The sequence below is a fragment of the Marinobacter sp. UBA2688 genome (assembly GCF_002352785.1).
Taxonomy (GTDB): Bacteria; Pseudomonadota; Gammaproteobacteria; order Pseudomonadales; family Oleiphilaceae; genus Marinobacter; species Marinobacter salarius.
Genome location: NZ_DELU01000026.1, coordinates 58,724 through 82,195 on the forward strand (window position 1 = coordinate 58,724; position 23,472 = coordinate 82,195).

Here is a 23,472-nt window from a genome sequence, read left to right on the forward strand (position 1 = left end):
GGGACTGGATACTGCGAGTACTGAGCCGATCACCTCGCCGGCTCACATACAGGGCATTCTCTCCGTCTGGCGCCATCGCTCCGCGCACGTCAAGCCACCGAGCCAGTGCCTCCAACGCCCTTCGCCCAACCGGCAGGAGGCGTTCCTTGCGCCCCTTACCCAGCACCCGGACCTCCCCACCTCGGGCGTCTACGGATTGGAGATCCAGCCCCGCCAGTTCCGACAACCGCAGCCCTGAGGAATACATCAGCTCGAACATGCTCAGGTCGCGAATTTCCAGCGGATCATCGGGCGTTGCGTCCAGCAGGTGATTGAGCTGGTCCACATCCGCCACCTTCGGTAGACGCCTACCGGACTTCGGAGCCCGGATGTCCAACGCCGGATTGTCGACAGCCAGGTGTTCCCGTAACAGGTATTCGTAGAACCGGCGGATGGCAGACAGGTGACGGGCAATACTCCGACCGCCCAAACCTTCACGGCTGAGCTGGGCAACGTATCGTCGCAAGTCGTGGCTGGTGACCGACCGCCAGGCCGGTGACGGTAGATGCTCAACCCACACAGCAAAGCGGTTCAGGTCATCGCGATAACTGCCGCAGGTGCGTGGTGAGTGTCGCTTCTCCGACGCCAGATAACGCAGGAACGCGGCCACAGGCTCTGCCAGTGTGGCAGCCGGGCCGGTTTCCTCGTCAGCCAGCGACATGGTCAGCGGGACTCCGCGACCACATCGGTGACAGGCAACGTGGCGGCATGCCTTTGCAGGATAGGCGGCAACAGACGGCTCAGGGTGTCGCTGATGTAGGTCAGGAAGAGTGATCCCATACTCTGGTCGAAGTACCCGGGTTCGCAACTACCCACGGCAAACACCCCGACCAATTCGTTGTTACGCAGTGGCACTAACGCCACGGAGGCAATGGGTTCCTCCCGGTCCGGGAACAGGAAACTGCGCTCGCTCTCACGGAACTGGCCACAAACGGCGCGATCCCCTTCCAGCAAGCCACCCAGGCGCGCTTTCGCCTCATCCGGCGACACCACGTGTAGGGCGCCTTGCGCCGCTGCCGGCAACTCGCTGTCGGTGAAGAGAATCACCGAGGCCGCGTCCAGACCGAAATCACCACGGATACTGTCATCAATCGCGGCGGCCATATCATTCAGGTTGCGGGCCTCGATCACCTGCATCAGCAGGCGCTTGCTCTTTTCGAACAGACGGTCGTTGTGGCGTGCAATGGACACCAGCTCTACCAACTCGCGACGCAAGGTGTCGCGCTGTTCGCGAAACAGGTGCACCTGGCGCTCTACCAGCGAGATCGCCCGGCCGCTGTCGTGGGGCAGGGTCAGGCTGCGCAGGAGCTCGTCCTGATCAATAAAGAAATCGGGGTTATTCCGCAGATAATCTGCGACGGCTTCCCGGGTGAGCCCTTCGGCCTTCTTGTGGGCCGTTTGTTCTGTCATGCTGCTCTCCTGATGGTCAGGGCCTTGATGTGGCCGGCTGGCGATGGCGATTGTTCTGTCGGTTGGTACCTGATTTTGCATCGCTGTGCCGCGTGCTCTTACGTCGTTTCGGGGGCTGGTCTGCCGGCAGGCGAAGCTGACCCTCGAAAACGCTGGCCGTCGGGCCTTCCATCATAACAGGGGCCCCCTCACCCTGCCATTCGATGACCAGGCGCCCGCCTTTCAGCTCGACGTCCACCCGGCTGTCCAGCAGCCCTCGCAGGCAGCCGGCGACCACCGCCGCACAGGCGCCACTGCCGCAGGCCATGGTTTCGCCGGAACCACGCTCGAACACCCTCAGGCGAACGCGGGTCCGGTCAATAATCTGCAGGAACCCGATGTTGGCCCGCGCCGGGAACCGCGGATGGCTCTCAAGCCTGGGGCCAAACTCGCCTACCGGGGCGGTATCCACGTCATCCACCAATAGCACCCCATGGGGATTGCCCATGGAGACGGCACTGAGTTCCACGGTATCACCGCCGAGTTCCACCGTGTACACGTCCTTGCGGCGGTCGGCAGCGAACGGGATGGCCGGAGGATTGAGTTCAGGAACCCCCATATCGACGGTGACCATGCCTGCACGTCCGACTCTCAATTCGATAACGCCCTTGGCGGTCTGAACCCGGATCACCTTCTTGTTGGTCAGGCGCTGGTCGCGGACAAAGCGGGCAAAACAGCGGGCCCCGTTGCCGCACTGCTCGACTTCCGAGCCATCGCTGTTGAATATCCGGTAGCGGAAGTCCACATCGGGAAGCCCCGGGGGTTCAACCACCAGCAGCTGATCAAAGCCAATGCCGAAATTCCGGTCGGCCAGTTCGCGGATCATCTCCGGGCGCAGGCGAAAGGGCTGGCTGATGGCGTCCACCACCATGAAGTCGTTCCCAAGACCGTGCATCTTGGTGAAGTTAAGCATTGGGCCCTGATTGCGCCGGGACTGACTCATCTCCGCCTCTCCACTCATTCCGGCAAACAGCTTTCTGGGCCAAGCTGTTCTTCCAGGGTTTCCCGCCGACGCACAATGTGCACCTGTTCACCATCAACCATCAGTTCCGGTGGACGGTTACGGGTGTTGTAGTTGGAGCTCATCACAAAACCATAGGCCCCGGCGGACCGAACCGCCAGCAAATCGCCCGCCTGGAGTCTCAGCTTGCGATCCTTGCCGAGGAAATCACCGGTCTCACACACCGGCCCAACCAGGTCCCACGCTTTCTCGTCACCGTCGTTGCGGGGCGTTACCGGGACAATGGATTGCCACGCGCTGTAGAGCGCGGGACGAATCAGGTCGTTCATTGCCGCATCTATGATGGCGAAGTTGCGATGTTCAGTGCACTTGAGGAATTCCACCCGCGTCAGCAAGATGCCGGCGTTGGCGGCAATGGACCGCCCCGGCTCCATGATCAGCTCCAGCGACCGATCGCCCAGGCGTTCCGCCAGCGCGGTCACATAATCCGACGGTTGCGGCGGCTGCTCCTGATCGTAGGTGACCCCCAGGCCACCGCCCATGTCCAGATGCCGGATATTAATATTCTTTTGCGCCAGGGCATCGATCAGTTCCAACACACGGTCCAGCGCATCGAGGAAAGGTGACACCGACGTGAGCTGCGAGCCGATGTGACAATCCACACCTTGTATGTCCAGGTTTGGCATGGCAGCGGCACGCTCATAGACGGCCGGAGCTTCCGCAATGTCGATGCCGAACTTGTTCTCTTTCAGCCCCGTGGAAATATAGGGGTGGGTACCGGCGTCCACGTCCGGATTCACACGCAGGGAAACCGGCGCCCTGACACCGAGCTCACCCGCCACTTCGTTCAGGCGATCCAGTTCGGTGTCGGACTCCACATTGAAACAGCGAACACCGGCCTCGAGGGCGCGGCGCATTTCCCAGCGCTGTTTGCCGACCCCGGAAAAGACGGTTTTCGCAGGATCCCCGCCAGCACGGATCACCCGCTCCAGTTCTCCGGCAGACACAATATCAAAACCGGCGCCGAGCCTTGCCAACACGTTCAGCACGGCGATATTACTGTTGGCCTTGACGGCGTAGCACACCAGGTGTGGCCGACCGGCAAGCGCATCATCATAGGCGCGGTAATGGCGCTCGAGGGTGGCGCGGGAATAGACATAGGCTGGCGTACCAAAACGCCGGGCAATGTCCTCAACCGCCACGTTCTCAGCGAACAATTCACCGCTGCGGTAATTGAAGTGATCCATGGATTTCCTGAGCCTGTTATCGGGGCAGCCTGCCGAACCTAGTGGTCTTCAGCCGGTTCGCTGCTGTCGTGTTCGCTGGATTTCTGACTGGGTGCGGCCTGCTCGGTTGCGGCATCGTCACTGGCAGGTGCCTGACGATACAACGGCCCCTTCTGGCCACACCCAACCAGAAACACGACCATCACCAGCAGGAACGTAAGTGTCTGTCCTGGCTTCATGGGTAGCTGCCCCCGTTGTCTGTATGCACGCAGTATACCTGAGTGAGGCCGCGCCCGGCGAGATGCTACCACCCACGATTCCGGATACTACAGATGCCGGTTCAGCAAATCTTCCAACTCGGTACGGTAGTAGAGATACTGGATGGTCTGGATATGCTGCTGGTATATCTGTGGATCCAGGTCATGGGGTAGGTGAACATCCGTCAGGTAGACCGGGTAGCGCTCGTCACTTTGGCGGAGCGAACGAATATAGTGGGCCACCGCGGGTATCAGCTGGTCTCCATACTCCTGGACGGTAAATTCCTGGTCGCCACAGAAAATATCGAAACGCACCTGAGAGTCACCCTCCTGAATACCGATGGCCTGTACATCCAGCCCGGGCAGGCGCACGTTGCTGTCGGCGTCCGGCCGCCTCTCCGCACGCCACTGACTGTCGCGAAGCACCATCTCATAGCACTGGACACCTGCAACATCGGTCACGGCGTCCAGTTGTCGCAACTGCCGGCGTTCAATCAGGTTCTCCAGGAATCGCAGCAAGGGCACCAGCAGGAAGCGACGATTGGTGTAACCCTGCTGCCAGCAGAACACCGATCCCAGTTCATCCACGACCCACACCTTCGCGGTCTCTCCTGTGACCCGGTAGAACACCTGAATGTTATCCGGCTCGCTGGCATGGCACACGGCGCGTAATGGCAGGTCATCCAGCAAGGCGTATTGGTCAAACACCACTGGCACGTAGGATTCCTGCGGTTTGGACAGATACGCCATCAGTGCTTCGTTGCTGTCCAGGGCCACGAATCCGGGCTCAGCGCCACTGAATTGAAGCAGGAAGTATCGCCGATCCATCTCGATGACGTAACGCAGGGGATGAGGGCCAACACCGCCGGCGAAGAAATAACGCATCACGTCCATGAACAGCTCGCGTACGCGCCGGGCTATGGCGGCTCCGTGGCCTGTGCTGTGGCTATGAACCATGATATCCGGCAACCGGTCCGGAGCGTTGGCGACTGATGCCAGCACGTTTTTGAGGCACTGCACCAGCGTGTCTCCGGCAGCGTAGTGCTGCAAACTCACCTCGTGCCAGCTATTGAAGGTGACCTGGTCAATGGTATTCACCAGGTTTTCCCGTCCACCGCTGAAGCCCAGTGAATCGTGACGGGCGCTAAGCTTGTGCAAGCCCCGCTCGGTCAGATAGGCCTGAGGGTCGACCCCGACATTGACAAACAGCAGGTTGCGCAGCGGGTGCACACCCCGGGAAAGCGCCTCCCGGCCAGCCGGCTCCACCGGGAATGGCAGGAACGCACCAAGTGCATCCAGCATTTCCCGCAGTTCTGCCACCGAGGCAATGCTGCTGCCGGCTCGCACATTCAACCGTGTGGCCCGGGTCAGCAAGCCGTTGTAATAGCCCCACACCAACAGTTCACTGAGATTGCCCGAACGGCGTATGACCGGTTGCCAGAGCGCATCTGACGGGTCCTCAAGATCACGGTATAGCAACCAGCCGTCGTGACCAGCCGAACCACCCTGTTCCGACTGGTGATGGAACGCAAGATTCTCTTCTGCCAGGGAGGGGGCTAGCCCGGGGTTGATCTGCTCTACCTTCCCGGCCTTACGCTGAAACGCCGCATACAACTTACGCCCCAGCAGGTTCATGTCATTGCTGGTGATGGCCGCACGGGTGCCATGATCCCGAGCCAGCCGAGACAACAGCCGGTAGCTGTGGGTCAACTCGGCCACCACGGCCCGCCGAAGGGTGACCACGTCCTCTGCGCGCCAGCGGATCCGGTTGTCCAGGTTTTTCAACTCAGCAGCCGACCAGCCCCAGGAGTCCACCAGGGCCTGCAACAGCCTGGCTCTCCAGCCTGAGAGGGTCTGTGCCGAACGGGTAAGCGGCAGGCCTGCCTTGAGATAAAGGCTCTGACGCACCAGGACCAGGCGTTGGGGGGCATCTTCTTCAAGCAGCCACTGCTCAAGGCGTTCGTAAAGCAGTACGTAGGGATCGAGCCGGTCAGGGTTGGTTTCACCGGAATACACCGCCGCCTTGAAGACCCGGGACAGCAGTGGTTTCTCATCGCTCTCTTGGCCCTCATTACTACGGGCATAACACTCGATCAGCAGCAGCTTGAGGATCGACTTCCAGGGCATGTCGATGCCTTTGTACAACTGCCAGACTCCAGCCCCCAGAAACTCTTCCTGCGGTATCGAGAACACGGGGCCGAAATCAATGTACTCATCACCCCGGATAAAACGGCAGTCAATCAGCTGCCGGGCGCACTCGTCATAGCGTCGCTCATCCTCCACGGGGACCAGCCACCACAATGGATAACGGCCGCCAAGATGAATGCTCGTGCGGTAGAATTCGTCCAGCAGCAAATAATGCTGTGAACTGCCGCAGTTTTCCCCGGTCACTTCCGCTCGCTGCCTTCCGGCACGCCAGTCAGCGGCGGAAAACACAAACACATGAAGCTCAACCCCCAGGCTTTCGGCCCAGATGGACAGACTTTGAGCCTTACGTTCCAGGCAACGCACGCCCCGCTCCGAGAGATCCGGGCGATGACACAGCCAGATATCCAGATCACTGGCCACCGAATGGCCCAGGGTCCCGGGGCTGCCCATCAGGAAGAGGGCTTCCAGGTCTGGTTTTCTGCGCCCCTCGTCCTTGAGTGAAAAGGTTCTTGCCAGGCGCCGGGCAGCGTTCAGCGTGGACTCAGGGGGCCGATAGTGGCTCAGTCCGTAAGGGCAGTCGCTGTCGAGATAGCCGGGCAAAGCCGGGTGATTAAGATGGAACACCAGTGGCAACACTTCCAGAACAGCCTGTTGCCGATAGGTCAGGGCCGAATGGGCACGATCCCAGCGCTCCCGGTTGACAGCCATGAACCGGTCCCGCAGCCGGCGCAGCGTTTTTCGGTCTATACCCTCATCAAAGTCCAGGGCAATAGGAGCGGTTTGGATGGTCAAGGCGACTCCGCGGGAGAGGTTCTTTCCGATACCATTATCAGTATGATGACCGAATCGTGGCAAAATCGGCAAAAAAATAAAAGCGGGAGAACATTAGCACGCTCCTGCCACAACTTGGCTGAGGCTTTTCCGTCGTGAAAGAATTCTTTATCCGTCGAGACCGTTCCGACACCCCCCAGGGTGCCGAACGTCGAACCCTGATCCGCATCAACGACGACGGCGTCATCCTGTTCGCTGATCATCACGCCGAGGCAGTGCTGGGCTACGACGCCAGCGAACTGGAGGGTCGCAAGGTTCAGTGCATCCTGGCCGCACGCCAGGACGATCCCTTTGCACCGGCCCATCGCCACCGAATTGAAAATGGCGAGTCGATACTGATCACCTTCCGCCACAAGGAAGGCTTTTTCTTCACAGCGGGTCTCAGCCTGCGCATGGACATTCGCGATTCCGACCAGGCCGCCAGCGCATTTATAAGCCAGCGGGATCATTCCCCCATCGACCACCGCCTGATTCGGCTGACTGAAACTTCCGCCGGCGTTGGTATCTGGGAGCTGGACCTCCACAGCAATGAGTTGATCTGGACGGACGGCATGTATCATTTGCTGGAATTAAGACCCGGCAGCGAAATCACGCCCGAACAGGCACTTTTCTACTGCCAGTCCAGCCAGGGCAGGATACGCGCCCTGTTCCGTCGCTGCATCCGCACCGGGCAGCCCTTCTCCCTGACGCTGGATCTGATAACCGCGCGACAGAACGTTCGCCAAGTGACGTTGACGGGCCGGGCCCTGAAAGCCGGCGAACGGATACAGCGACTGGGAGGAACGCTGGTTGACCACACGCCTGAGCGCAATCATACCCTCGCCCGCCAGCAGGCGGAGCAAATGCTGGGCGCCACGATCAACGCCACCAACGACCTGGTGGTCGCCGTTGATCGCCAGCTAAACCTGTTGCATTTCAACCGTGCCTTCAGTCGCCAGTTCGAGATTACCTTCGGCCTCCGGCCGGAATCCGGAAGCAACCTGAGCGCCGCATTGCAGGGCTTCCCCAACGAACGACGGCTTATCGAGCGACTCTGGCACCGCGCCTTCGAACGCGACAGTTTCGTGGTGGAAATGCCCATGGCGCAGCAACACCGGGAGCTGCCCCTGTACGAGATCCACTATCAACGCCTGACCAATGACCAGGGCGACGTGATTGGCGCCGTTCATGTGGCCCGGGACATCAGCGACCGCCTGCAGAACTCCTCCAGCAGCGAATACCGCGTCCAGCATGATCCGGTCACCGGCCTGATGAACCGCAAAGCCTTCCTGGGCCGCCTGCAACGAACACTGGAGCAGAAGCCACGGCGGGAGAGCAGTGACAGCCTGCTCTATCTCGACCTGGATGGGTTTGACCACTTCAACGACATCGCCGGCAGCGGCACCTGCGACCGTTACCTGCGTGAGCTGGCCGGCAATCTCGGGGTCAAGATCCGACAGCGGGATGCGCTGGCACGACTGGCCGGCGACACCTTCGCCCTGCTGATCGAAAACTGCCCCGAAGCGCGCGCCCGCAAGATTGCCGACAGCATTCTCGAGCTGATCGGCGGCTTCGTGTTCCACTGGCAGGACAAGCAGTTACAGACAACGGCCAGTGGCGGCCTGCTGTTTCTGGACGACGACGCGCCCACCGATTCCGAACAACTGCTGACCCAGGCGGCTGACCTGTGCCACACCGCAAAAACGTCCGGTCGCAACCGGATTCATGCCGCCCGGGCCATGTCCCTGTCGCTGGACGAGGGCACGGCCAACGAGGTGCTGGCACAAATCCAGCAGGCACTCGACAGTGGCCACCTGAAGCTTGAATACCAATCGCTGCGCCCCGTGGCCAGCGTTACCTGGGGCGACCACATCGAAATACTGACCCGGATTCCCGGTGAGACGCCTGACAGCCCTCCCCTGACCCCGGACGCTTTCCTGCCCGTTGCCGAACGATTTGACCTGGCCAAGCGCCTGGATCGCCAGGTGATCCGTCAGACCCTGGCCTGGCTCGAACAGCACCGTCTGCTGGAGCCGCGCCTCAAGTACTGCGGTTTCAACCTGTCCCTGGCCAGCGTACTGGATGACTCGTTTGCGGACTTTATGGAAGCCGCACTGAAAGGATCACCCTTTGCCCCGGAATGCTTCTGCCTGGAGATAAGGGAAGCCCACGCCACCCAGTATCCGGACGATGTCGCGGTGCTGTGCGACAGCCTGCACCGCATTGGCTGCCGGGTAGCGCTGGATGGTGCGGGAGCGTCGGTGGAAAGTTACGGCCTGGCGGCGAAACTGCCGGTGGACATCATCAAGCTGGACCACAAGATCATGCAGCACCTGAACGACGATCCGGTGCAGCAGGTAATGGTAGAGGCGCTTCATAAAATAGCGGAAGCCTCGGGCAAGGTGACGGTCGCCACCTTCATTGAGAACGACGACACCCTCCGAAAGGTACGAACCCTTGGCATTCACTACGGCCAGGGCTTCCGCCTCTACCGGCCACGCCCACTGGAGGAGCTGAAACCGGTGGAGGTTACCCTGACCACGGGGAAGATTGGCGGCTAGCTAGAGTGCCTGGCGCGCGCGTGCGACTGCAGCGCGCACCTGCTTCGGCGCAGTGCCGCCAAGGTGATCACGCGCCTGCACGGAGCCTTCCAGCGTCAGCACATCGAACACGTCTTCGCCGATGACGTCGGAGAAGCGGGTGAGTTCTTCCGTGGTCATCTCGGAGAGGTCACGCCCTTCGGCAACGCCAAACGCAACCGCTTTGCCCACAATTTCATGGGCATCGCGGAAAGCCACGCCCTTCTTGACCAGATAGTCCGCCAGATCAGTTGCGGTGGAGAATCCCCGCTTGGCCGCCACGCGCATGTTGTCGGCCCGCGCTTCGATGGCCGGGATCATATCCGCGTAAGCCTTGAGGCAGCCTTTCACGGTGTCCACGGTATCGAACAACGGCTCCTTGTCCTCCTGATTGTCCTTGTTATAGGCCAGCGGCTGGCTCTTCATCAGGGTCAGCAAACTGATCAGGTGGCCGTTCACCCGGCCGGTCTTGCCACGTACCAGTTCGGGCACGTCCGGATTTTTCTTCTGGGGCATGATCGACGACCCGGTGCAGAAACGGTCCGGCAGGTCGATGAAATCAAACTGGGCAGAGGTCCACAACACCAGTTCTTCGCTGAAGCGCGACAGGTGGGTCATCAACAGGGCGGCAAAGCTGCAGAATTCGATGGCAAAATCCCGGTCACTCACGGAATCCAGGGAATTCTCACTGGCCCGATCAAAGCCCAGCAGTTTTGCAGTGATACCGCGATCAATCGGATAGGTTGTACCCGCCAGCGCCGCAGCACCCAAGGGCATCACATTCACACGCTTGCGGCAGTCCTGCAGGCGCTCGGCATCCCGCACCAGCATTTCGTACCAGGCCAACAGGTGATGACCGAAGGTAACCGGCTGAGCGGTCTGCAGGTGGGTGAATCCCGGCATGATAGTCTCGGCCTCGCGCTCGGCCAGATCCAGCAGGCCGGCTTGCAGGCGCCGAAGCTCTTCGGCGATGACATCGATTTCGTCGCGCAGGTAGAGGCGAATATCCGTGGCCACCTGATCGTTGCGGCTGCGACCGGTGTGCAACTTCTTGCCCGTGATGCCAATCCGATCCGTCAGTCGCGCTTCAATGTTCATGTGCACGTCTTCCAGACTGACCGACCACTCAAAGGTGCCGGCCTCAATGTCCGCCTTGACGGCTTTCAGGCCGTCAATAATAGTGTCACGCTCTTCCACAGTCAGCACACCCACTTCCGCCAGCATGGTGGCATGGGCAATGGACCCGGTAATATCGTGATGGTATAGGCGCTGATCAAAGCCCACGGAAGCGGTGAAACGCTCCACAAAGGCATCGGTGGGTTCGGTGAAACGACCGCCCCAGGGTTTCTCGGCGCTCTTGTTCTGATCCGTCATGGTCTATCTTTCCTGCTGACAGCCCGGCATCATTCTGCGGGAATGGGTAAATGGAATATCGCAGGATTATAGCATTCCGCGGCGCCCAGTTGCCCTCCCCCAAATCAGGAACAGGAATCAGGAACAGGTTCAATGGCCGCAAGACACAACAGGGAACGCCCAGCCCAGGCACTCGCGGAAAGCGACGCCGATTTCTATGTGCCGGACCTGTGCCGGGTCAGGGCCGTTTTCCTGCTGGTGGTCACCAGTGAACTGCTGGTGCTGGTGCTGTCCATCGTTCAGGCCGAAAGCCACTGGATTGACTGGAACTACTTCGGCCTGCTGTCCCTGTTCGTGCAATGGACGGTGCTGACCAGCGCCGCCCTGATCTGCCCCATGCGGCGCTGGCTCTCACGGCTGACAGTTACCCGTGCCACCACAGTGATTGTTACCATCGTGATGCTGGATGTGCTGGCCTTCAGCCTCTTCGCAGACAGCGTGCTACACCCGCAACCCGGCCTCGAAGCCTGGCAGGGCGTGGCCAAGAAACTGCTGCTGGCGCTGTTGATCACACTGATGGTGCTGCGATACTTCTACCTGCAGTTCCAGTGGCAACAACAGCGGGAGTCAGAAATGCAGGCCCGGCTGACCGCCCTGCAGGCACGAATCCATCCACACTTCCTGTTCAACAGCATGAACACCATTGCCAGCCTGATTGTCGTTAACCCGGAACGGGCCGAAGACGCCGTGCTGGATCTGTCCGAACTGTTCCGCGCCAGCCTGCGCACCGGTGACCGCCTGATTCCTCTGAGCGCCGAACTGGACCTGTGCAAACGCTACCTGGCCATTGAAAAGCTGCGTCTGGAAGACCGGCTGACACTGGAATGGCATATCGAAGATGGACTGGAACAACAGGCCATCCCTCCCCTGACCCTCCAGCCACTGGTCGAAAACGCCATTTATCATGGCATTCAGCCTCGTCCGAACGGAGGTACCGTAAAGGTTGAGGCCTACCGCAAGGGCCCCTCGGTCTACCTGATGGTGCAGAACCCGCGCCCGGATTCTGACCAGGGTAGCCACGAAGGCAACCGAATGGCGCTGGCCAACATTCAGTCCCGCCTGCACGCCCTGTTCGGTGAGCCCGCCGTGCTGAAACACAGCCACCAGAATGATATCTATACTGTCACTCTCCGGCTGCCATGGCAGACAGCGAGTGGCAACGGAAAACCGGCAACAGGGAGCAAGTAGGCAAGCATGGGCGACAACAATCACCGCAGCGTACTGATTGCCGACGACGAACCTCTGGCCAGGGAGCGCATACGCCGACTGGTGGAGGCGTTGCCTGGCTACAATGTCTGTGACGAGGCTGGCGACGGCGACGAAGCACTGGAGAAAACCGCGCGCCTGGCGCCGGACATCCTGCTGCTCGATATCCGCATGCCGGGTACCGATGGCATGGAAGCCGCCCGACGGATGGCTTCGTTGGAGGCCCCTCCGGCCATCATCTTCTGCACCGCTTATGATCATTACGCCATCCAGGCGTTCGATGTACACGCGGTGGCCTACCTGCTCAAACCGGTACGTCGTGAAGCGCTGACCGACGCCCTCAATCGGGCTGGCCGAGTCAACCGGGTGCAATTGCAGGCGCTGACTGAAAAGCAATCGGGTACGGACGAACAGCTGGCCATCCGCACCCACCGCGGGACTGAACTGATCGACATCCAGGGCATTCTGTACTGCGAAGCCGATCAGAAATACGTCACCATCCATCACCTGCGCGGCGAAACCGTCACCGATTACACCCTGAAAGAACTGGAAAGCACCTACTCGCAATACCTGCTGCGGATTCACCGACACACCCTGGTAGGCGTGCGCTATATCCGAGCGCTGCTGAAACAACGGGATGGCCAGAACCTGATTGATCTGACAGACCAGCACGGGCAACTGCCCGTAAGCCGGAGACACGCCGCCTCTTTACGGCAATGGCTAAAGGAGCATCGCCCCGGGTAGCCTGGGCGCTCAACATTCGGCTCCACAATTTGCCTCACAAAGAGTACCCTTGGCGTACCATTTTTCAGATCCGGCAACGTACACCATGTCAAAACGAACCCTTCGCATTGCAACCCGCAGCAGCGCACTGGCGTTGTGGCAGGCGGAATTTATCAAGTCTGAACTGGAGCGGCTCCACGACAACGTGACCGTGGAACTGGTCAAGATCAAAACCCAGGGCGACAAGATCCTGGATGTGCCGCTGGCCAAGATTGGCGGCAAGGGTCTGTTCGTCAAGGAACTGGAAGAGGCCATGCTGGCAGGCAGTGCCGACCTGGCGGTGCACTCCATGAAAGATGTGCCGATGGAGTTTCCGGAAGGGCTGGGGCTGGTGGCCATCTGTGAGCGGGAAGACCCCACCGATGCGTTCGTCAGCAATGACTACGATAACGTGGACGCCCTGCCCCACGGCGCCGTAGTCGGCACTGCCAGCCTGCGCCGGGAAGCCCAGTTGCGTGCCTACCGGCCCGACCTGGAAATCCGCACCTTGCGTGGCAACGTCAATACCCGCCTGGCAAAGCTGGATGCCGGCGATTACCAGGCCATCGTCCTGGCCAGCTCCGGGCTCAAACGCCTCGGTTTCCATGACCGTATCCGCTACTGCCTGCCAGACAGTATATCCCTGCCTGCCGTGGGCCAGGGTGCGCTTGGCATCGAATGCCGCCTCGATGATGCCGAACTGATCGCCATGCTGGAGCCCCTGGATCATCGCGACAGCTCGGACCGAGTGAAAGCGGAACGGGCCCTGAACCGGCGATTGCAGGGCGGCTGCCAGGTACCCATCGCGGCCTACGCGTTGCTGGAAGACGATGACATGCTCTGGCTTCGGGGACTCGTGGGCGCCGTCGACGGCACCCAGGTATTCCGCGTTGAAGGCCGCGCGCCCCGCAGCGAAGGCGAGCGCCTTGGACGCGAACTGGCGGAAGACCTACTCGCACTGGGTGCAGACAAGGTACTGGCTGACATCTATGGCCACACCCCAACCTGATTCGCTACCCCTTGAGGGCCGGCGGATACTCATCTGCCGGCCACAACCGGAAGCCGACCGGCTGGCCTCGCGCTTTTGCGATGCCGGCGCCGATGCGCGGGTCATGCCGCTTATCGCCCGCGAGCCGCTCCCGGAAGACCCCGCAACCCGCACGCTGATCCTCAACTTGGACGAGTTCGCCCACGTCATTGCCGTCAGCCCCTATGCCGCCGCCTTGCTGCTCGACTGGCTGGACGAGTGGTGGCCCCAGACACCCACCGACATCCACTGGTACGGCGTCGGGGCAGGAACCGCCACGGTGCTGAGCAACTATGGCCTGGAAACGCGGCAACCGGAAACCGGCCACACCAGCGAAGATTTGCTACAGTTGCCGGAGCTGGCCACACTGGAGCACGAAAAGGTTCTGGTGGTGCGCGGACAGGAAGGCCGGGAACTGATCCCGCAAACCCTGGAACGCAGAGGCGCGCGAGTCACCGTGCTGCCCCTTTATCGTCGCTTCTGTCCCGACTATGATAAAGCGACGCTGAACGCGATGCTGAACGACTTTTCCCCCGAGGCCATCGTCACACTGTCGGGAGAAACATTGAACAATCTCATCGCACTCAGTGACAATACCGGCCATAATCTTGAAAACACTTTACTGGTTGTCCCCGTTGAGCGGATTGCCGAACAAGCACGTCTGGCCGGCCTCCGGCGAACGTGTATACCAGGAAGCCTTGCCGATAGCTCGATTGTGGCTGCAGTTGCAGAACAACTTGCCAGCCTGGACGGAGGCTCCGGAAACACCAAGTAAGGATGCCCGTGACAGAATCAAACGCACAACTGCCTGCCCCGATCGAAAAGCATCAGCAAACACGGCAAAAACTGTGGCCCCTCTGGATCATTACACTACTGGCGCTCGCCCTGGCCGTTGCCCTGTCTCTTTGGAGCTGGCAGCAATGGAACAACTACCAGGCACTGCAACAGTCCATCACCGATCTGGAGAGTGACACCGAGCAACTGGACCGGATGTACGGCCAGACCGGCAGTGAGCAGAGCCGTCGCCTGCAGGCGCTGGAAGACAAGCTGTCTGAACAGCGTGAACTGATCGCGACCCAGCAACGGCAGATCGACCACAACGCCCGTGAACTGCTGGAGGCCGGAAACCGCACTCGTACTGACTGGCTGCTGGCCGAGGCGGAATATCTGCTGAGGGTGGCCAACCAGAGGCTCATGATCGAAAAGGACATTCGCGGGGCCTTGGCGGCACTGGAATCCGGTGATGAAGTTCTGGCGGAATCAGACGATATCGGCGTTTACCCGGTTCGCCAGCAACTGGCCAAGGAAATCCTGGCGCTCAAGGGCATTGTCGATGTCGACCGCACCGGGCTCTACCTGAAACTGGAAGCGGCTATCGACAGCATCCACCAACTGACAGACAGTGCACTGATTCATGATCGCGCCCCAGGATTTGTCAGTAGCGGCGAGAACCCGGAAGCCGATGCTTCCGGGCAGGGCCTGGTTGCCGAGGGATGGCACAAGGTCAAGCAAACCCTGTCTCAGGTGGTTGTGGTCCGCAGGCTCGATGAGCCGGTCAAACCCCTGCTGTCTCCGGAGCAAAGCGCCTATGCACGGCTCAATCTGCAGTTGATGCTGGAAGAAGCCGAGCTGGCCGTACTTCGCGGTCATCAACAGCTCTACTCACGCTCCCTGACCAAAGCCAGCAATGCCATCAATAATTGGTACGACAGCAGCAACACCCGCATCATCGCGCTCTCGCAGACCCTGGAGGAACTCTCACAAAAGAACGTTGATCCGGAACTGCCAGACATCAGCCGCTCACTGGAACTGCTCAAGGCACGACTGGCCGGTCGACTGGACAACGGAGAGGCCGAAAAGAATGGCAGCAACGGTGAACAGGGAGACGCATCATGATCCGCATTTTGCTGATCATCCTGGTCGCCTTACTGCTGGGCACCGGGCTTGCGCTGGGGTTGCAGTACGACCTTGGCTACATCCGCATCAGCCTGGGCAACTATCTGATTGAAACCAATTTCTGGATTGGTCTGGCGTTGCTGGTACTGCTGGTGGCAGCGTCCGTGCTAACCATCAATCTGTTCCGTCGACTGCGCCATGGCACCGGCATGGTCGCCGGCTGGCTGGCCCGCAGCAATGAACGCCGAGCCCGGCGCAGAACCACTCAGGGGCTGCTGGCCCTGGCGGAGGGTAACTGGCCACGTGCCCGCAAGCTGCTCACTTCTTCAGCAGAGCACGCGGACACGCCACTGATCAACTACCTGGCAGCGGCCCAGGCCTCGTTTGAATCCGGCGATCACGAGGCCGTTGACGAACTGTTGCGCAAGGCCTTTGAAAGCACCCCGGGCTCCGACATGGCCGTGGGCATTACTCAGGCCCAACTGCAACTGGCGGGCAACCGACTGGAGCAGGCCCTGGCAACCCTGGTGCGGCTGCGCAAGCAGGCGCCCCACCATCCGTTTGTACTCAAGTTGCTGAAAAACACCTATGTGCGCCTGGAAGACTGGCGTGAGCTGTCCCGCCTGTTGCCGGAAATCCGCAAGCGCAACCTGATGGAGAGTGAAGAACAAGGCGACCTGGAACGCCTGGTTTGGCAAAACCTTCTGCAGCGTGCCGCAGAGGAGTGCCGCCGCCACTCGGGTGAGCCTTCAGCGTCCCTTGAGCCTCTCACCAAACTTTGGGATGAGCTGCCAGGGTTTCTCCGCCGTGACGAACACACCATTCGGGAGTATGCCCGGCTGCTTGCCGATCTGGGCGACGAAGCCCAGGCTGAAACCCTGCTGAGGAAAGTCCTGCGCAATCACTGGGGTGATGAACTGGTCAATCTGTATGGCCGCGTAAAAGGCCTGAAGCCGGATGAGCAGTTGCTGGTAGCGGAGCAGTGGCTGAAGGATCGTCCCAACAATGCAGAGCTGCTGTTGGCACTCGGCCGTCTGAGCCTGCGCAACGAGCTCTGGGGCAAGGCGCGGGAGTATTTCGAAACCAGCCTTCGGCTACGCCGCAGCCGTGAAACCATGGCCGAGCTGAGCCGCCTGAATGCTCACATGGGCGAGGGTGAGAACAGTGTGAAGCTGTTGATGCAGGGATTGGTTAACGATAGTGGGTTGCCGGATTTGCCGATGCCCAAGGCCTGAGGGGCTGGCCCCGGGTCTCAACCTCTCGGGGCGTATTCCAGTACATCGGAGAGAAATGCTTCCTGCGGCAACCCCACCTCAAGTAACGCATCCATCAAGGTATAGACCATCGTCGGCGAGCCGCTGGCGTGAACTTCCACGTTGCTCCAGTCCATGCCCGACGCCAGCACGGTTCGCACCAACTGGTCGTGGTGGCCACTCCACTCGTTGTCTTCGTCATCCCCTACCACGGGCAGGAAGGTAAAGGGCGGCCATTCTTCCTGCCACTGCTGGGCCAGGGATCGCAGGTACATATCCTCGTGGCGGCGAACGCCCCAGTAGAACTTCACAGGCTTGTCGTAAGACGTGTTCTGCAGGTAGTCCACCAGGCTCTTCATTTGGGCAAACCCCGTTCCGGCGGCGACCAGCAACAGCGGTTTGTCCGGCGCGGACGCCAGGCACGCGCGGCCGTGGGGTAATTCAACGGTCACCTCTCCGCCAGAGGTCAATGCATCAATCACTTTCTGTGCAGACACCCACTCCGGTGTCGCCTGAATGTGCAGCTCAATCAATTCTTCAGACGGACTGCTGGCGATGGAAAAATAACAGGGGTCTGTATCCGGCAGATTCACGGACAGGTACTGGCCGGCGTGAAACGACAGTTCCCGGCGACGGGGCAGTTGCAGTTCCACACGGTAAACATCGTGGCTGATGGAACGAACGTCCACCACCTTTGCCTGGAACTTGCGAGGCTGGTTGTCTCCGGCTGCCATAACGGCGTCTATCTCCAGTTCAAGGTCACTGAGCGCCAGGGTGCGACACATCATCAGTCGCCCGGTGACCGGAATTGTGTGTTGATTGCGGGTATTCAGGGCCTCGCCACTGACCAGGCGAGCCTCACAGAGCTCGCACACGCCATTGCGACAGGCGGCGGGAACCGCGATCCCCGCCCTGCCGGCTGCCGCAAGCAGCGTCTCGTCGGCGGCTGCGGTAAAGGACAATACCGCCGGCACGAGTTGAATACGACATTCACGGCTGGCCATATCAATCGGGGCGATCGGATGAAACTTCAATCCCCAGGCTGTCCCAGATGTCGTCCACACGCCTTTTGACGTCGTCGGACATGGTGATGGGCGTGCCCCACTCCCGATCGGTTTCGCCCGGCCACTTGCTGGTGGCATCCATCCCCATTTTCGAGCCCAGCCCGGACACCGGCGAAGCGAAGTCCAGGTAGTCGATGGGAGTGCTCTCAACCAGCGTGGTATCCCTGGATGGGTCCATGCGGGTGGTCATGGCCCAGATCACGTCTTTCCAGTCCCGTGCGTTTACGTCGTCGTCGGTAACGATCACAAACTTGGTGTACATGAACTGCCGCAGGAATGACCATACTCCCATCATCACCCGTTTGGCATGGCCGGGGTACTGTTTCTTCATGGTCACCACTGCAAGACGGTAGGAGCACCCCTCGGGAGGCAGGTAAAAATCCACAATCTCGGGGAACTGCTTCTGCAGGATGGGAATGAAGACTTCGTTCAGTGCCACACCCAGAATGGCGGGCTCATCGGGTGGGCGGCCAGTGTAGGTACTGTGGTAAATCGGGTCCTTGCGGTGCGTCACCCGCTCCACGGTGAACACCGGGAATTCATCCACTTCGTTGTAATAACCGGTATGGTCCCCGAACGGGCCTTCCGGCGCTACGTCGTCCGGATAGATGAACCCTTCCAGCACAATCTCGGCACTGGCCGGCACCTGCAGATCGCTGAGACCACACTGCACCAATTCGGTTCTTCCGCCGCGGAGCAGGCCAGCAAAGGCGTATTCCGATAACGAATCCGGCACCGGCGTCACCGCACCCAGGATGGTCGCCGGGTCCGCCCCAAGGGCAACGGCCACAGGGTAGGGTTTACCCGGGTTGGCTTTCTGGAACTCCTGAAAATCCAGCGCACCTCCACGATGGCTCAGCCAGCGCATGATCAGCCGGTTACGGCCAATGACCTGTTGCCGGTAAATACCAAGATTCTGGCGTTCTTTATGGGGCCCACGGGTTATCACCAACGGCCAGGTCACCAAAGGCCCTGCGTCCCCGGGCCAGCAGTGCTGAACCGGTATCTGGTACAGATCCACCTGGTCCTTTTCGATCACCACGTCCTGGCAGGGCGCCGAGCGAAGCACTTTGGGGCTCATACGCATCACCTGCCTGAACAGCGGCAGTTTCTCGATGGCATCTTTGAAGCCCTTGGGAGGATCCGGTTCTTTCAGGAAAGCGAGCAGCTTGCCGATGTCCCGCAGCGCGGTCACGCTGTCTTGCCCCATGCCCATGGCCACGCGTTTCGGCGTACCAAACAGGTTGGCCAGCACGGGCATGTCGTAGCCTTTGGGGTTCTCGAACAACAACGCGGGGCCACCTGCCCGCAGCGTGCGGTCGCAGATCTCGGTCATTTCCAGGTGGGGATCGACTTCCACTGAAATACGCTTCAGCTCTCCCAACTTTTCAAGCTGGCCTATGAAGTCTCTCAGGTCGTTGTATTTCATCGGCTACTCCGGTTGATTCCGGCATTGTACGCGAATTCTTTGGTTTTGGTTCGGCCTGGGTATTGGCTTGGATTTCTGCGTGGGTGCGGGAACTGGATGGGGGATCAGCGCGCGTACCAACTCTGGACGGCGGAGTCGGGGTGAGCTGCCCCGGACCGTGCATTGCCAGGGATGGCAATGCCGAGCCCCCAGGGATGGGTTTACGGCGTGTCCGGGGCAGCTCACCCCGGCTCCGCCTGCCCCCAAACCTGAGGCGCAGCAGGACTTAACGACGCTTCATCGACTGGAAGAATTCGTCGTTGGTCTTGGTTTCACGCAGCTTGTCCAGCAGGAACTCAATGGCACCGGTATCGTCGTCCATGGAGTGCAGCAGCTTGCGCAGAATCCAGATGCGCTGGATATCCGCCTCGCTCATCAGCAGGTCCTCACGGCGGGTGCCAGAGCTGCGAATATTGATGGCGGGATAGGTGCGCTTCTCGGCAATCTTGCGATCCAGATGGATCTCCATGTTACCGGTTCCCTTGAACTCCTCATAGATGACTTCATCCATCTTGGAGCCAGTGTTGACCAGCGCGGTGGCAAGAATGGTCAGGCTGCCGCCCTCTTCCACGTTACGGGCCGCACCAAAGAAACGCTTGGGCTTCTCAAGGGCGTGGGCGTCCACACCACCGGTCAGTACCTTGCCGGAGGACGGAATCACCGTGTTGTAGGCACGGGCCAGACGGGTGATGGAATCCAGCAGAATCACCACGTCTTTCTTGTGCTCGACCAAACGCTTGGCCTTTTCGATGACCATCTCGGCCACCTGCACATGACGGGCCGGGGGCTCATCGAAGGTGGAGGCGATCACTTCACCACGCACGGTGCGCTGCATCTCGGTTACTTCTTCCGGACGCTCGTCAATCAGCAGCACCATCACATGGCACTCTGGATTGTTACGGGTGATGGACTGGGCGATGCTTTGCATCAGCAGCGTCTTACCGGCTTTGGGCGGAGACACGATCAGGCCGCGCTGGCCCTTGCCGATGGGCGCAACCAGATCCAGAACCCGTGAGGACAGATCCTCGGTGCTGCCATTACCGGCTTCAAGCATCAGGCGCTCGTCCGGGAACAGCGGTGTCAGGTTCTCGAACAGGATCTTGTTTCGGGCGTTGTCCGGCTTGTCGAAGTTAATCTCGTTAACTTTCAGCAGGGCAAAGTAACGCTCGCCGTCTTTCGGCGGGCGTATCTTGCCGGCAACGGTGTCACCGGTCCGCAGGTTAAAACGGCGAATCTGGCTTGGCGACACGTAGATGTCGTCAGGACCGGCAAGGTATGAGGCGTCGGCGGAACGGAGGAAGCCGAAACCGTCCTGCAGAATTTCCAGTACGCCGTCACCATAAATGTCTTCGCCGCTTTTAGCATGCTTCTTCAGGATCGTGAAGATGACATCCTGCTTGCGCGAGCGAGCCAGGTTATCGAGGCCCATCTCTTGCGCAATATCGAGCAATTCGGGCATGGAGTTCTGCTTGAGTTCAGTAAGGTTCATAGGTTGTTAGATAGTCAGGAATGGAAGTAAACGAATATTGAAATGAAAGGGGTGCCCCTAAACGGATTGATCGGATATACGTTGAACTTGGTGCTGGCCAGATGGAGCAACCGGTGTAGATGGAGTCCGGAAAGGTACTGAAGCCAGAGACAGGAAGAACAACCGTTCGCCGGGCAAGAGCGATCATCAGCCACCTTGCGTACCAATGTCAAGTAATGTCGCGCATTTTTGAACCAATTTCTCCTTAAGGGGTCGCCCACAGCCTCCGCAAATGCCCCGTATCCCTCTGATGAATGTCTCCCCTTCCATTCATCATTCCCAATAGAGATACTGTTAGACAGACCTATAAAAACTTTGGAGAGCATCCATGAGTATCGACGCCACCGTCGAACTGAAACCCCTGAGTATCGCCCTGCTGACGGTGTCCGACAGCCGGGGTGAAGCGGAAGACTCATCAGGAAAGTTCCTGGAGAACAGCATCATTGAAGCGGGCCACCGACTGGTTGCCCGACGCATCCTGCCGGACGATGTCTATCTCATACGGGCGCTGATGTCCGGCTGGATCGCCGACCCGGAGATCAACGTGGTGATCATCACCGGCGGCACCGGCTTCCATGAGCGCGATAGTACGCCAGAAGCGGTCTCCCCATTGCTGGACAAGGCCATCGACGGCTTCGGTGAGGAGTTCCGCCGGCTTTCCGCCAGCGAGATTGGCTCTTCCACGATTCAGTCCCGAGCCTTTGGCGGATTGGCCAATCACACGGTGATTTTCTGCCTGCCCGGTTCAACAAGTGCCTGCCGCACCGGCTGGAACGGCATTCTCGTCAGTCAGTTGGACAGTCGCCACGGCCCCTGCAACTTCTCAGACCTGGCCCTCGGCAAACCGGACAAGCCTCTCAGCCGGATCGACCAGGTTATTGGCGAGCGCTCGGAGCGATAATCCATGGCAAGCTCTGACCTGACTCCTGTTGAAGAAGCCATTGACCATCTGGTTGCCCGGGCGCGCCCGATCACGCGCTCGCAAACCGTGGCACTGACAAACAGTCTGGACCGGGTTCTGGCCCGGGACTACACAGTTCCGGCGGATGTACCACCAGCGGATAACAGCGCCGTCGACGGTTACGCCGTGCGTGCCGGGGATCTTGCTGGCGGGGAACCACTACCGGTGTCCGGGCGCACAGCTGCTGGTGAAGAACGCCTGACCCTCAAGCCTGGAACGGCCGTGCGTCTTTTCACCGGTTCGGAAATCCCCTCAGGCGCGGACGCGGTCATCATGCAGGAACGGGTCAGCGTTTGCGGCGACGGTATCACCGTCAATGGGCCTGTCAGCGAAGGCCAGAATATCCGTCGCCGTGGCCAGGATCTGGCTCAGGGCGAGCTGGCATTGGCGGCGGGCACCAGGATCCGCCCCCAGGAAATGGGCCTACTGGGCTCCATTGGTACGGCAGACGTTGCCGTGTACGCAAAACTGAAAGTCGCCGTTCTCACAACCGGTGACGAGTTGGTGGATCCCGGACAACCACTGGGGCCTGGACAGATCTATAACAGCAATCGCTACACCCTGCTGGGATTGCTGGCGAAAGCAGGCTGCGAGGTGGTGCTCTGTGAGGCCCTGAAGGACGCTCGGGACGCGACCCGCAAGACTCTTGAGCGGGCCGCAGCCGAGGCCGACCTGATCATCACCAGCGGCGGCGTGTCGGTGGGCGAGGAAGACCATGTTCGGGCGGTGCTGGAGGAATCTGGCAACCTGTCCCTGTGGCGGCTTGCCAGCAAACCTGGCAAACCAATGGCCTTCGGTACGATTGGCGACACGCCGGTGCTGGGCCTGCCCGGCAATCCGGTGGCCGTGCTGGTCAGCTTTATGGTGATGGGCATGCCGTTTATTCGCGCCTGCCAGAGCCGAACGGGGGTTACTGGTGGCGGAGAACAGATCCCGGCCGGATTTTCGACGGAGAAGCCCTCAATTCGTCGACAATACGTCCGTGCCCGCAAGAGCATTGGCGATGACGGCCTTATGATCACGGCCTATCCCAACCAGAGCTCCGGCGTCCTGAGCTCTGCCTGCTGGGCTGAGGGATTGGCTGTGGTACCTGAGAACACGACCATTAACCTCGGTGACCCTGTTACCTATTACTCGTTTGCGGAGCTGCTGGAATGACCATGGCTACGGATAATTCTATTACGGTGAAGTTCTTTGCCCGCCTGAGGGAGGAACTGGATACAACCACGCTGACGGTTGAGGCCCAACCCGGGCTGACTGCCGGTCAACTGCTGCACAGCCTTGCTTCTAAAGGGGGGAACTGGGCCCAGCTGGACGGCGCGCAACCGGTGATGATTGCGGTCAATCAGGTAATGACCAAGCCTGACAGGGCGCTACAGCCCGGTGATGAAGTGGCCTTTTTTCCGCCAGTGACAGGAGGTTGAT

The 23,472-nt window shown here is 60.1% G+C and carries 20 protein-coding genes; 10 read left to right on the forward strand and 10 right to left on the reverse strand.

Annotation, left to right across the window (positions count from 1 at the left end; all coding sequences use genetic code 11):
• The 6 genes from B3M52_RS15690 to B3M52_RS15715 all read right to left on the reverse strand — a co-directional run.
• On the reverse strand, positions 1 to 700 hold a 700-nt coding region (locus tag B3M52_RS15690; protein ID WP_286749872.1), incomplete at its 3' end, for a tyrosine-type recombinase/integrase.
• Positions 701 to 702: 2 nt separating this feature from the next.
• Positions 703 to 1,449: a DUF484 family protein gene (locus B3M52_RS15695; RefSeq protein WP_036203058.1), complete on the reverse strand. Its 747-nt coding sequence runs from the start codon at positions 1,447 to 1,449 to the stop codon at positions 703 to 705.
• Positions 1,450 to 1,465: 16 nt separating this feature from the next.
• Positions 1,466 to 2,431, reverse strand: coding sequence for a diaminopimelate epimerase (gene dapF / locus B3M52_RS15700; RefSeq protein WP_052479657.1), 966 nt, complete (start codon positions 2,429 to 2,431; stop codon positions 1,466 to 1,468).
• A gap of 14 nt (positions 2,432 to 2,445) precedes the next feature.
• Positions 2,446 to 3,696: a diaminopimelate decarboxylase gene (lysA, locus tag B3M52_RS15705; protein ID WP_036203055.1), complete on the reverse strand. Its 1,251-nt coding sequence runs from the start codon at positions 3,694 to 3,696 to the stop codon at positions 2,446 to 2,448.
• Between the two features lie 38 nt (positions 3,697 to 3,734).
• Positions 3,735 to 3,914 carry an LPS translocon maturation chaperone LptM gene (gene lptM, locus B3M52_RS15710; protein WP_041332617.1) on the reverse strand — a complete coding sequence of 60 codons (180 nt, stop codon included), beginning with the start codon at positions 3,912 to 3,914 and terminating at the stop codon, positions 3,735 to 3,737.
• An 87-nt stretch (positions 3,915 to 4,001) separates the two neighbouring features.
• On the reverse strand, positions 4,002 to 6,872 hold the full coding sequence (locus B3M52_RS15715) for a class I adenylate cyclase (protein WP_075195008.1): 2,871 nt from the start codon (positions 6,870 to 6,872) through the stop codon (positions 4,002 to 4,004).
• A gap of 134 nt (positions 6,873 to 7,006) precedes the next feature.
• Between B3M52_RS15715 and B3M52_RS15720 the strand changes: the two genes are divergently transcribed.
• Entirely contained in the window at positions 7,007 to 9,451 is a 2,445-nt protein-coding gene (locus tag B3M52_RS15720) for an EAL domain-containing protein (RefSeq protein ID WP_041332615.1), read from the forward strand.
• Here the strand turns inward: B3M52_RS15720 and argH are convergent, their stop codons facing one another.
• Positions 9,452 to 10,843: an argininosuccinate lyase gene (gene argH, locus B3M52_RS15725; RefSeq protein WP_036203046.1), complete on the reverse strand. Its 1,392-nt coding sequence runs from the start codon at positions 10,841 to 10,843 to the stop codon at positions 9,452 to 9,454. It abuts the gene before it with no gap.
• Between the two features lie 132 nt (positions 10,844 to 10,975).
• On the opposite strand from argH, the gene B3M52_RS15730 reads away from it, so the two are divergent.
• The 6 genes from B3M52_RS15730 (at position 10,976) to B3M52_RS15755 (ending at position 17,008) form a co-directional block, all read left to right on the forward strand.
• Positions 10,976 to 12,070 carry a sensor histidine kinase gene (locus tag B3M52_RS15730; RefSeq protein ID WP_075195007.1) on the forward strand — a complete coding sequence of 365 codons (1,095 nt, stop codon included), beginning with the start codon at positions 10,976 to 10,978 and terminating at the stop codon, positions 12,068 to 12,070.
• 6 nt (positions 12,071 to 12,076) lie between these two features.
• Positions 12,077 to 12,832 (forward strand): LytR/AlgR family response regulator transcription factor, encoded by a 756-nt coding sequence (locus tag B3M52_RS15735; RefSeq protein ID WP_075195006.1) that lies wholly within the window; start codon positions 12,077 to 12,079, stop codon positions 12,830 to 12,832.
• Positions 12,833 to 12,917: 85 nt separating this feature from the next.
• Positions 12,918 to 13,859 carry a hydroxymethylbilane synthase gene (gene hemC, locus B3M52_RS15740; RefSeq protein ID WP_036203041.1) on the forward strand — a complete coding sequence of 314 codons (942 nt, stop codon included), beginning with the start codon at positions 12,918 to 12,920 and terminating at the stop codon, positions 13,857 to 13,859.
• A complete protein-coding gene (locus B3M52_RS15745) occupies positions 13,840 to 14,652 on the forward strand; it encodes a uroporphyrinogen-III synthase (protein WP_075195005.1) in 813 nt (270 codons plus the stop codon). The genes hemC and B3M52_RS15745 overlap by 20 nt, the downstream gene beginning before the upstream one ends.
• Positions 14,653 to 14,654: 2 nt before the next feature.
• Complete coding sequence (locus B3M52_RS15750; RefSeq protein ID WP_075195004.1) at positions 14,655 to 15,773, forward strand: uroporphyrinogen-III C-methyltransferase; 1,119 nt, start codon at positions 14,655 to 14,657, stop codon at positions 15,771 to 15,773.
• On the forward strand, positions 15,770 to 17,008 hold the full coding sequence (locus tag B3M52_RS15755) for a heme biosynthesis HemY N-terminal domain-containing protein (protein ID WP_036203032.1): 1,239 nt from the start codon (positions 15,770 to 15,772) through the stop codon (positions 17,006 to 17,008). The genes B3M52_RS15750 and B3M52_RS15755 overlap by 4 nt, the downstream gene beginning before the upstream one ends.
• Positions 17,009 to 17,025: 17 nt before the next feature.
• Here B3M52_RS15755 and B3M52_RS15760 read toward each other — a convergent pair whose 3' ends face one another.
• The 3 genes from B3M52_RS15760 to rho all read right to left on the reverse strand — a co-directional run bounded on the left by B3M52_RS15760 (position 17,026) and on the right by rho (position 21,047).
• On the reverse strand, positions 17,026 to 18,030 hold the full coding sequence (locus B3M52_RS15760; RefSeq protein ID WP_075195003.1) for a 2Fe-2S iron-sulfur cluster-binding protein: 1,005 nt from the start codon (positions 18,028 to 18,030) through the stop codon (positions 17,026 to 17,028).
• Position 18,031: 1 nt separating this feature from the next.
• Positions 18,032 to 19,519: a 4-hydroxy-3-polyprenylbenzoate decarboxylase gene (gene ubiD, locus B3M52_RS15765; protein ID WP_036203027.1), complete on the reverse strand. Its 1,488-nt coding sequence runs from the start codon at positions 19,517 to 19,519 to the stop codon at positions 18,032 to 18,034.
• 265 nt (positions 19,520 to 19,784) lie between these two features.
• A complete protein-coding gene (gene rho, locus B3M52_RS15770; RefSeq protein ID WP_036203025.1) occupies positions 19,785 to 21,047 on the reverse strand; it encodes a transcription termination factor Rho in 1,263 nt (420 codons plus the stop codon).
• 367 nt (positions 21,048 to 21,414) lie between these two features.
• Here rho and moaB point away from each other — a divergent pair, with 367 nt between their 5' ends.
• Genes moaB through moaD form a run of 3 tightly spaced genes read left to right on the forward strand, consistent with a single transcriptional unit; the run spans position 21,415 to position 23,471 of the window.
• Positions 21,415 to 21,987, forward strand: coding sequence for a molybdenum cofactor biosynthesis protein B (gene moaB / locus B3M52_RS15775; RefSeq protein WP_036203020.1), 573 nt, complete (start codon positions 21,415 to 21,417; stop codon positions 21,985 to 21,987).
• Positions 21,988 to 21,990: 3 nt separating this feature from the next.
• The gene (gene glp / locus B3M52_RS15780) at positions 21,991 to 23,205 is read left to right on the forward strand and encodes a gephyrin-like molybdotransferase Glp (protein WP_075195002.1); all 1,215 of its coding nucleotides are present in this window, start codon (positions 21,991 to 21,993) and stop codon (positions 23,203 to 23,205) included.
• The gene (moaD, locus tag B3M52_RS15785; RefSeq protein WP_075195001.1) at positions 23,202 to 23,471 is read left to right on the forward strand and encodes a molybdopterin converting factor subunit 1; all 270 of its coding nucleotides are present in this window, start codon (positions 23,202 to 23,204) and stop codon (positions 23,469 to 23,471) included. Before glp ends, moaD begins: the two co-directional genes overlap by 4 nt.
• Position 23,472 lies beyond the last annotated feature (1 nt).

What these genes read in the sequence shown, in the direction of transcription:
- B3M52_RS15760 (WP_075195003.1), bottom strand. Translation starts at nt 18,030, where the DNA reads ATGGCCAGCCGTGAATGTCGTATTCAACTCGTGCCGGCGGTATTGTCC.
- lysA (WP_036203055.1), bottom strand. Translation starts at nt 3,696, where the DNA reads ATGGATCACTTCAATTACCGCAGCGGTGAATTGTTCGCTGAGAACGTG.
- hemC (WP_036203041.1), top strand. Translation starts at nt 12,918, where the DNA reads ATGTCAAAACGAACCCTTCGCATTGCAACCCGCAGCAGCGCACTGGCG.
- B3M52_RS15750 (WP_075195004.1), top strand. Translation starts at nt 14,655, where the DNA reads ATGCCCGTGACAGAATCAAACGCACAACTGCCTGCCCCGATCGAAAAG.
- ubiD (WP_036203027.1), bottom strand. Translation starts at nt 19,519, where the DNA reads ATGAAATACAACGACCTGAGAGACTTCATAGGCCAGCTTGAAAAGTTG.
- moaD (WP_075195001.1), top strand. Translation starts at nt 23,202, where the DNA reads ATGACCATGGCTACGGATAATTCTATTACGGTGAAGTTCTTTGCCCGC.
- B3M52_RS15730 (WP_075195007.1), top strand. Translation starts at nt 10,976, where the DNA reads ATGGCCGCAAGACACAACAGGGAACGCCCAGCCCAGGCACTCGCGGAA.
- glp (WP_075195002.1), top strand. Translation starts at nt 21,991, where the DNA reads ATGGCAAGCTCTGACCTGACTCCTGTTGAAGAAGCCATTGACCATCTG.
- lptM (WP_041332617.1), bottom strand. Translation starts at nt 3,914, where the DNA reads ATGAAGCCAGGACAGACACTTACGTTCCTGCTGGTGATGGTCGTGTTT.
- B3M52_RS15745 (WP_075195005.1), top strand. Translation starts at nt 13,840, where the DNA reads ATGGCCACACCCCAACCTGATTCGCTACCCCTTGAGGGCCGGCGGATA.
- argH (WP_036203046.1), bottom strand. Translation starts at nt 10,843, where the DNA reads ATGACGGATCAGAACAAGAGCGCCGAGAAACCCTGGGGCGGTCGTTTC.
- rho (WP_036203025.1), bottom strand. Translation starts at nt 21,047, where the DNA reads ATGAACCTTACTGAACTCAAGCAGAACTCCATGCCCGAATTGCTCGAT.
- B3M52_RS15695 (WP_036203058.1), bottom strand. Translation starts at nt 1,449, where the DNA reads ATGACAGAACAAACGGCCCACAAGAAGGCCGAAGGGCTCACCCGGGAA.
- dapF (WP_052479657.1), bottom strand. Translation starts at nt 2,431, where the DNA reads ATGAGTCAGTCCCGGCGCAATCAGGGCCCAATGCTTAACTTCACCAAG.
- B3M52_RS15735 (WP_075195006.1), top strand. Translation starts at nt 12,077, where the DNA reads ATGGGCGACAACAATCACCGCAGCGTACTGATTGCCGACGACGAACCT.
- moaB (WP_036203020.1), top strand. Translation starts at nt 21,415, where the DNA reads ATGAGTATCGACGCCACCGTCGAACTGAAACCCCTGAGTATCGCCCTG.
- B3M52_RS15755 (WP_036203032.1), top strand. Translation starts at nt 15,770, where the DNA reads ATGATCCGCATTTTGCTGATCATCCTGGTCGCCTTACTGCTGGGCACC.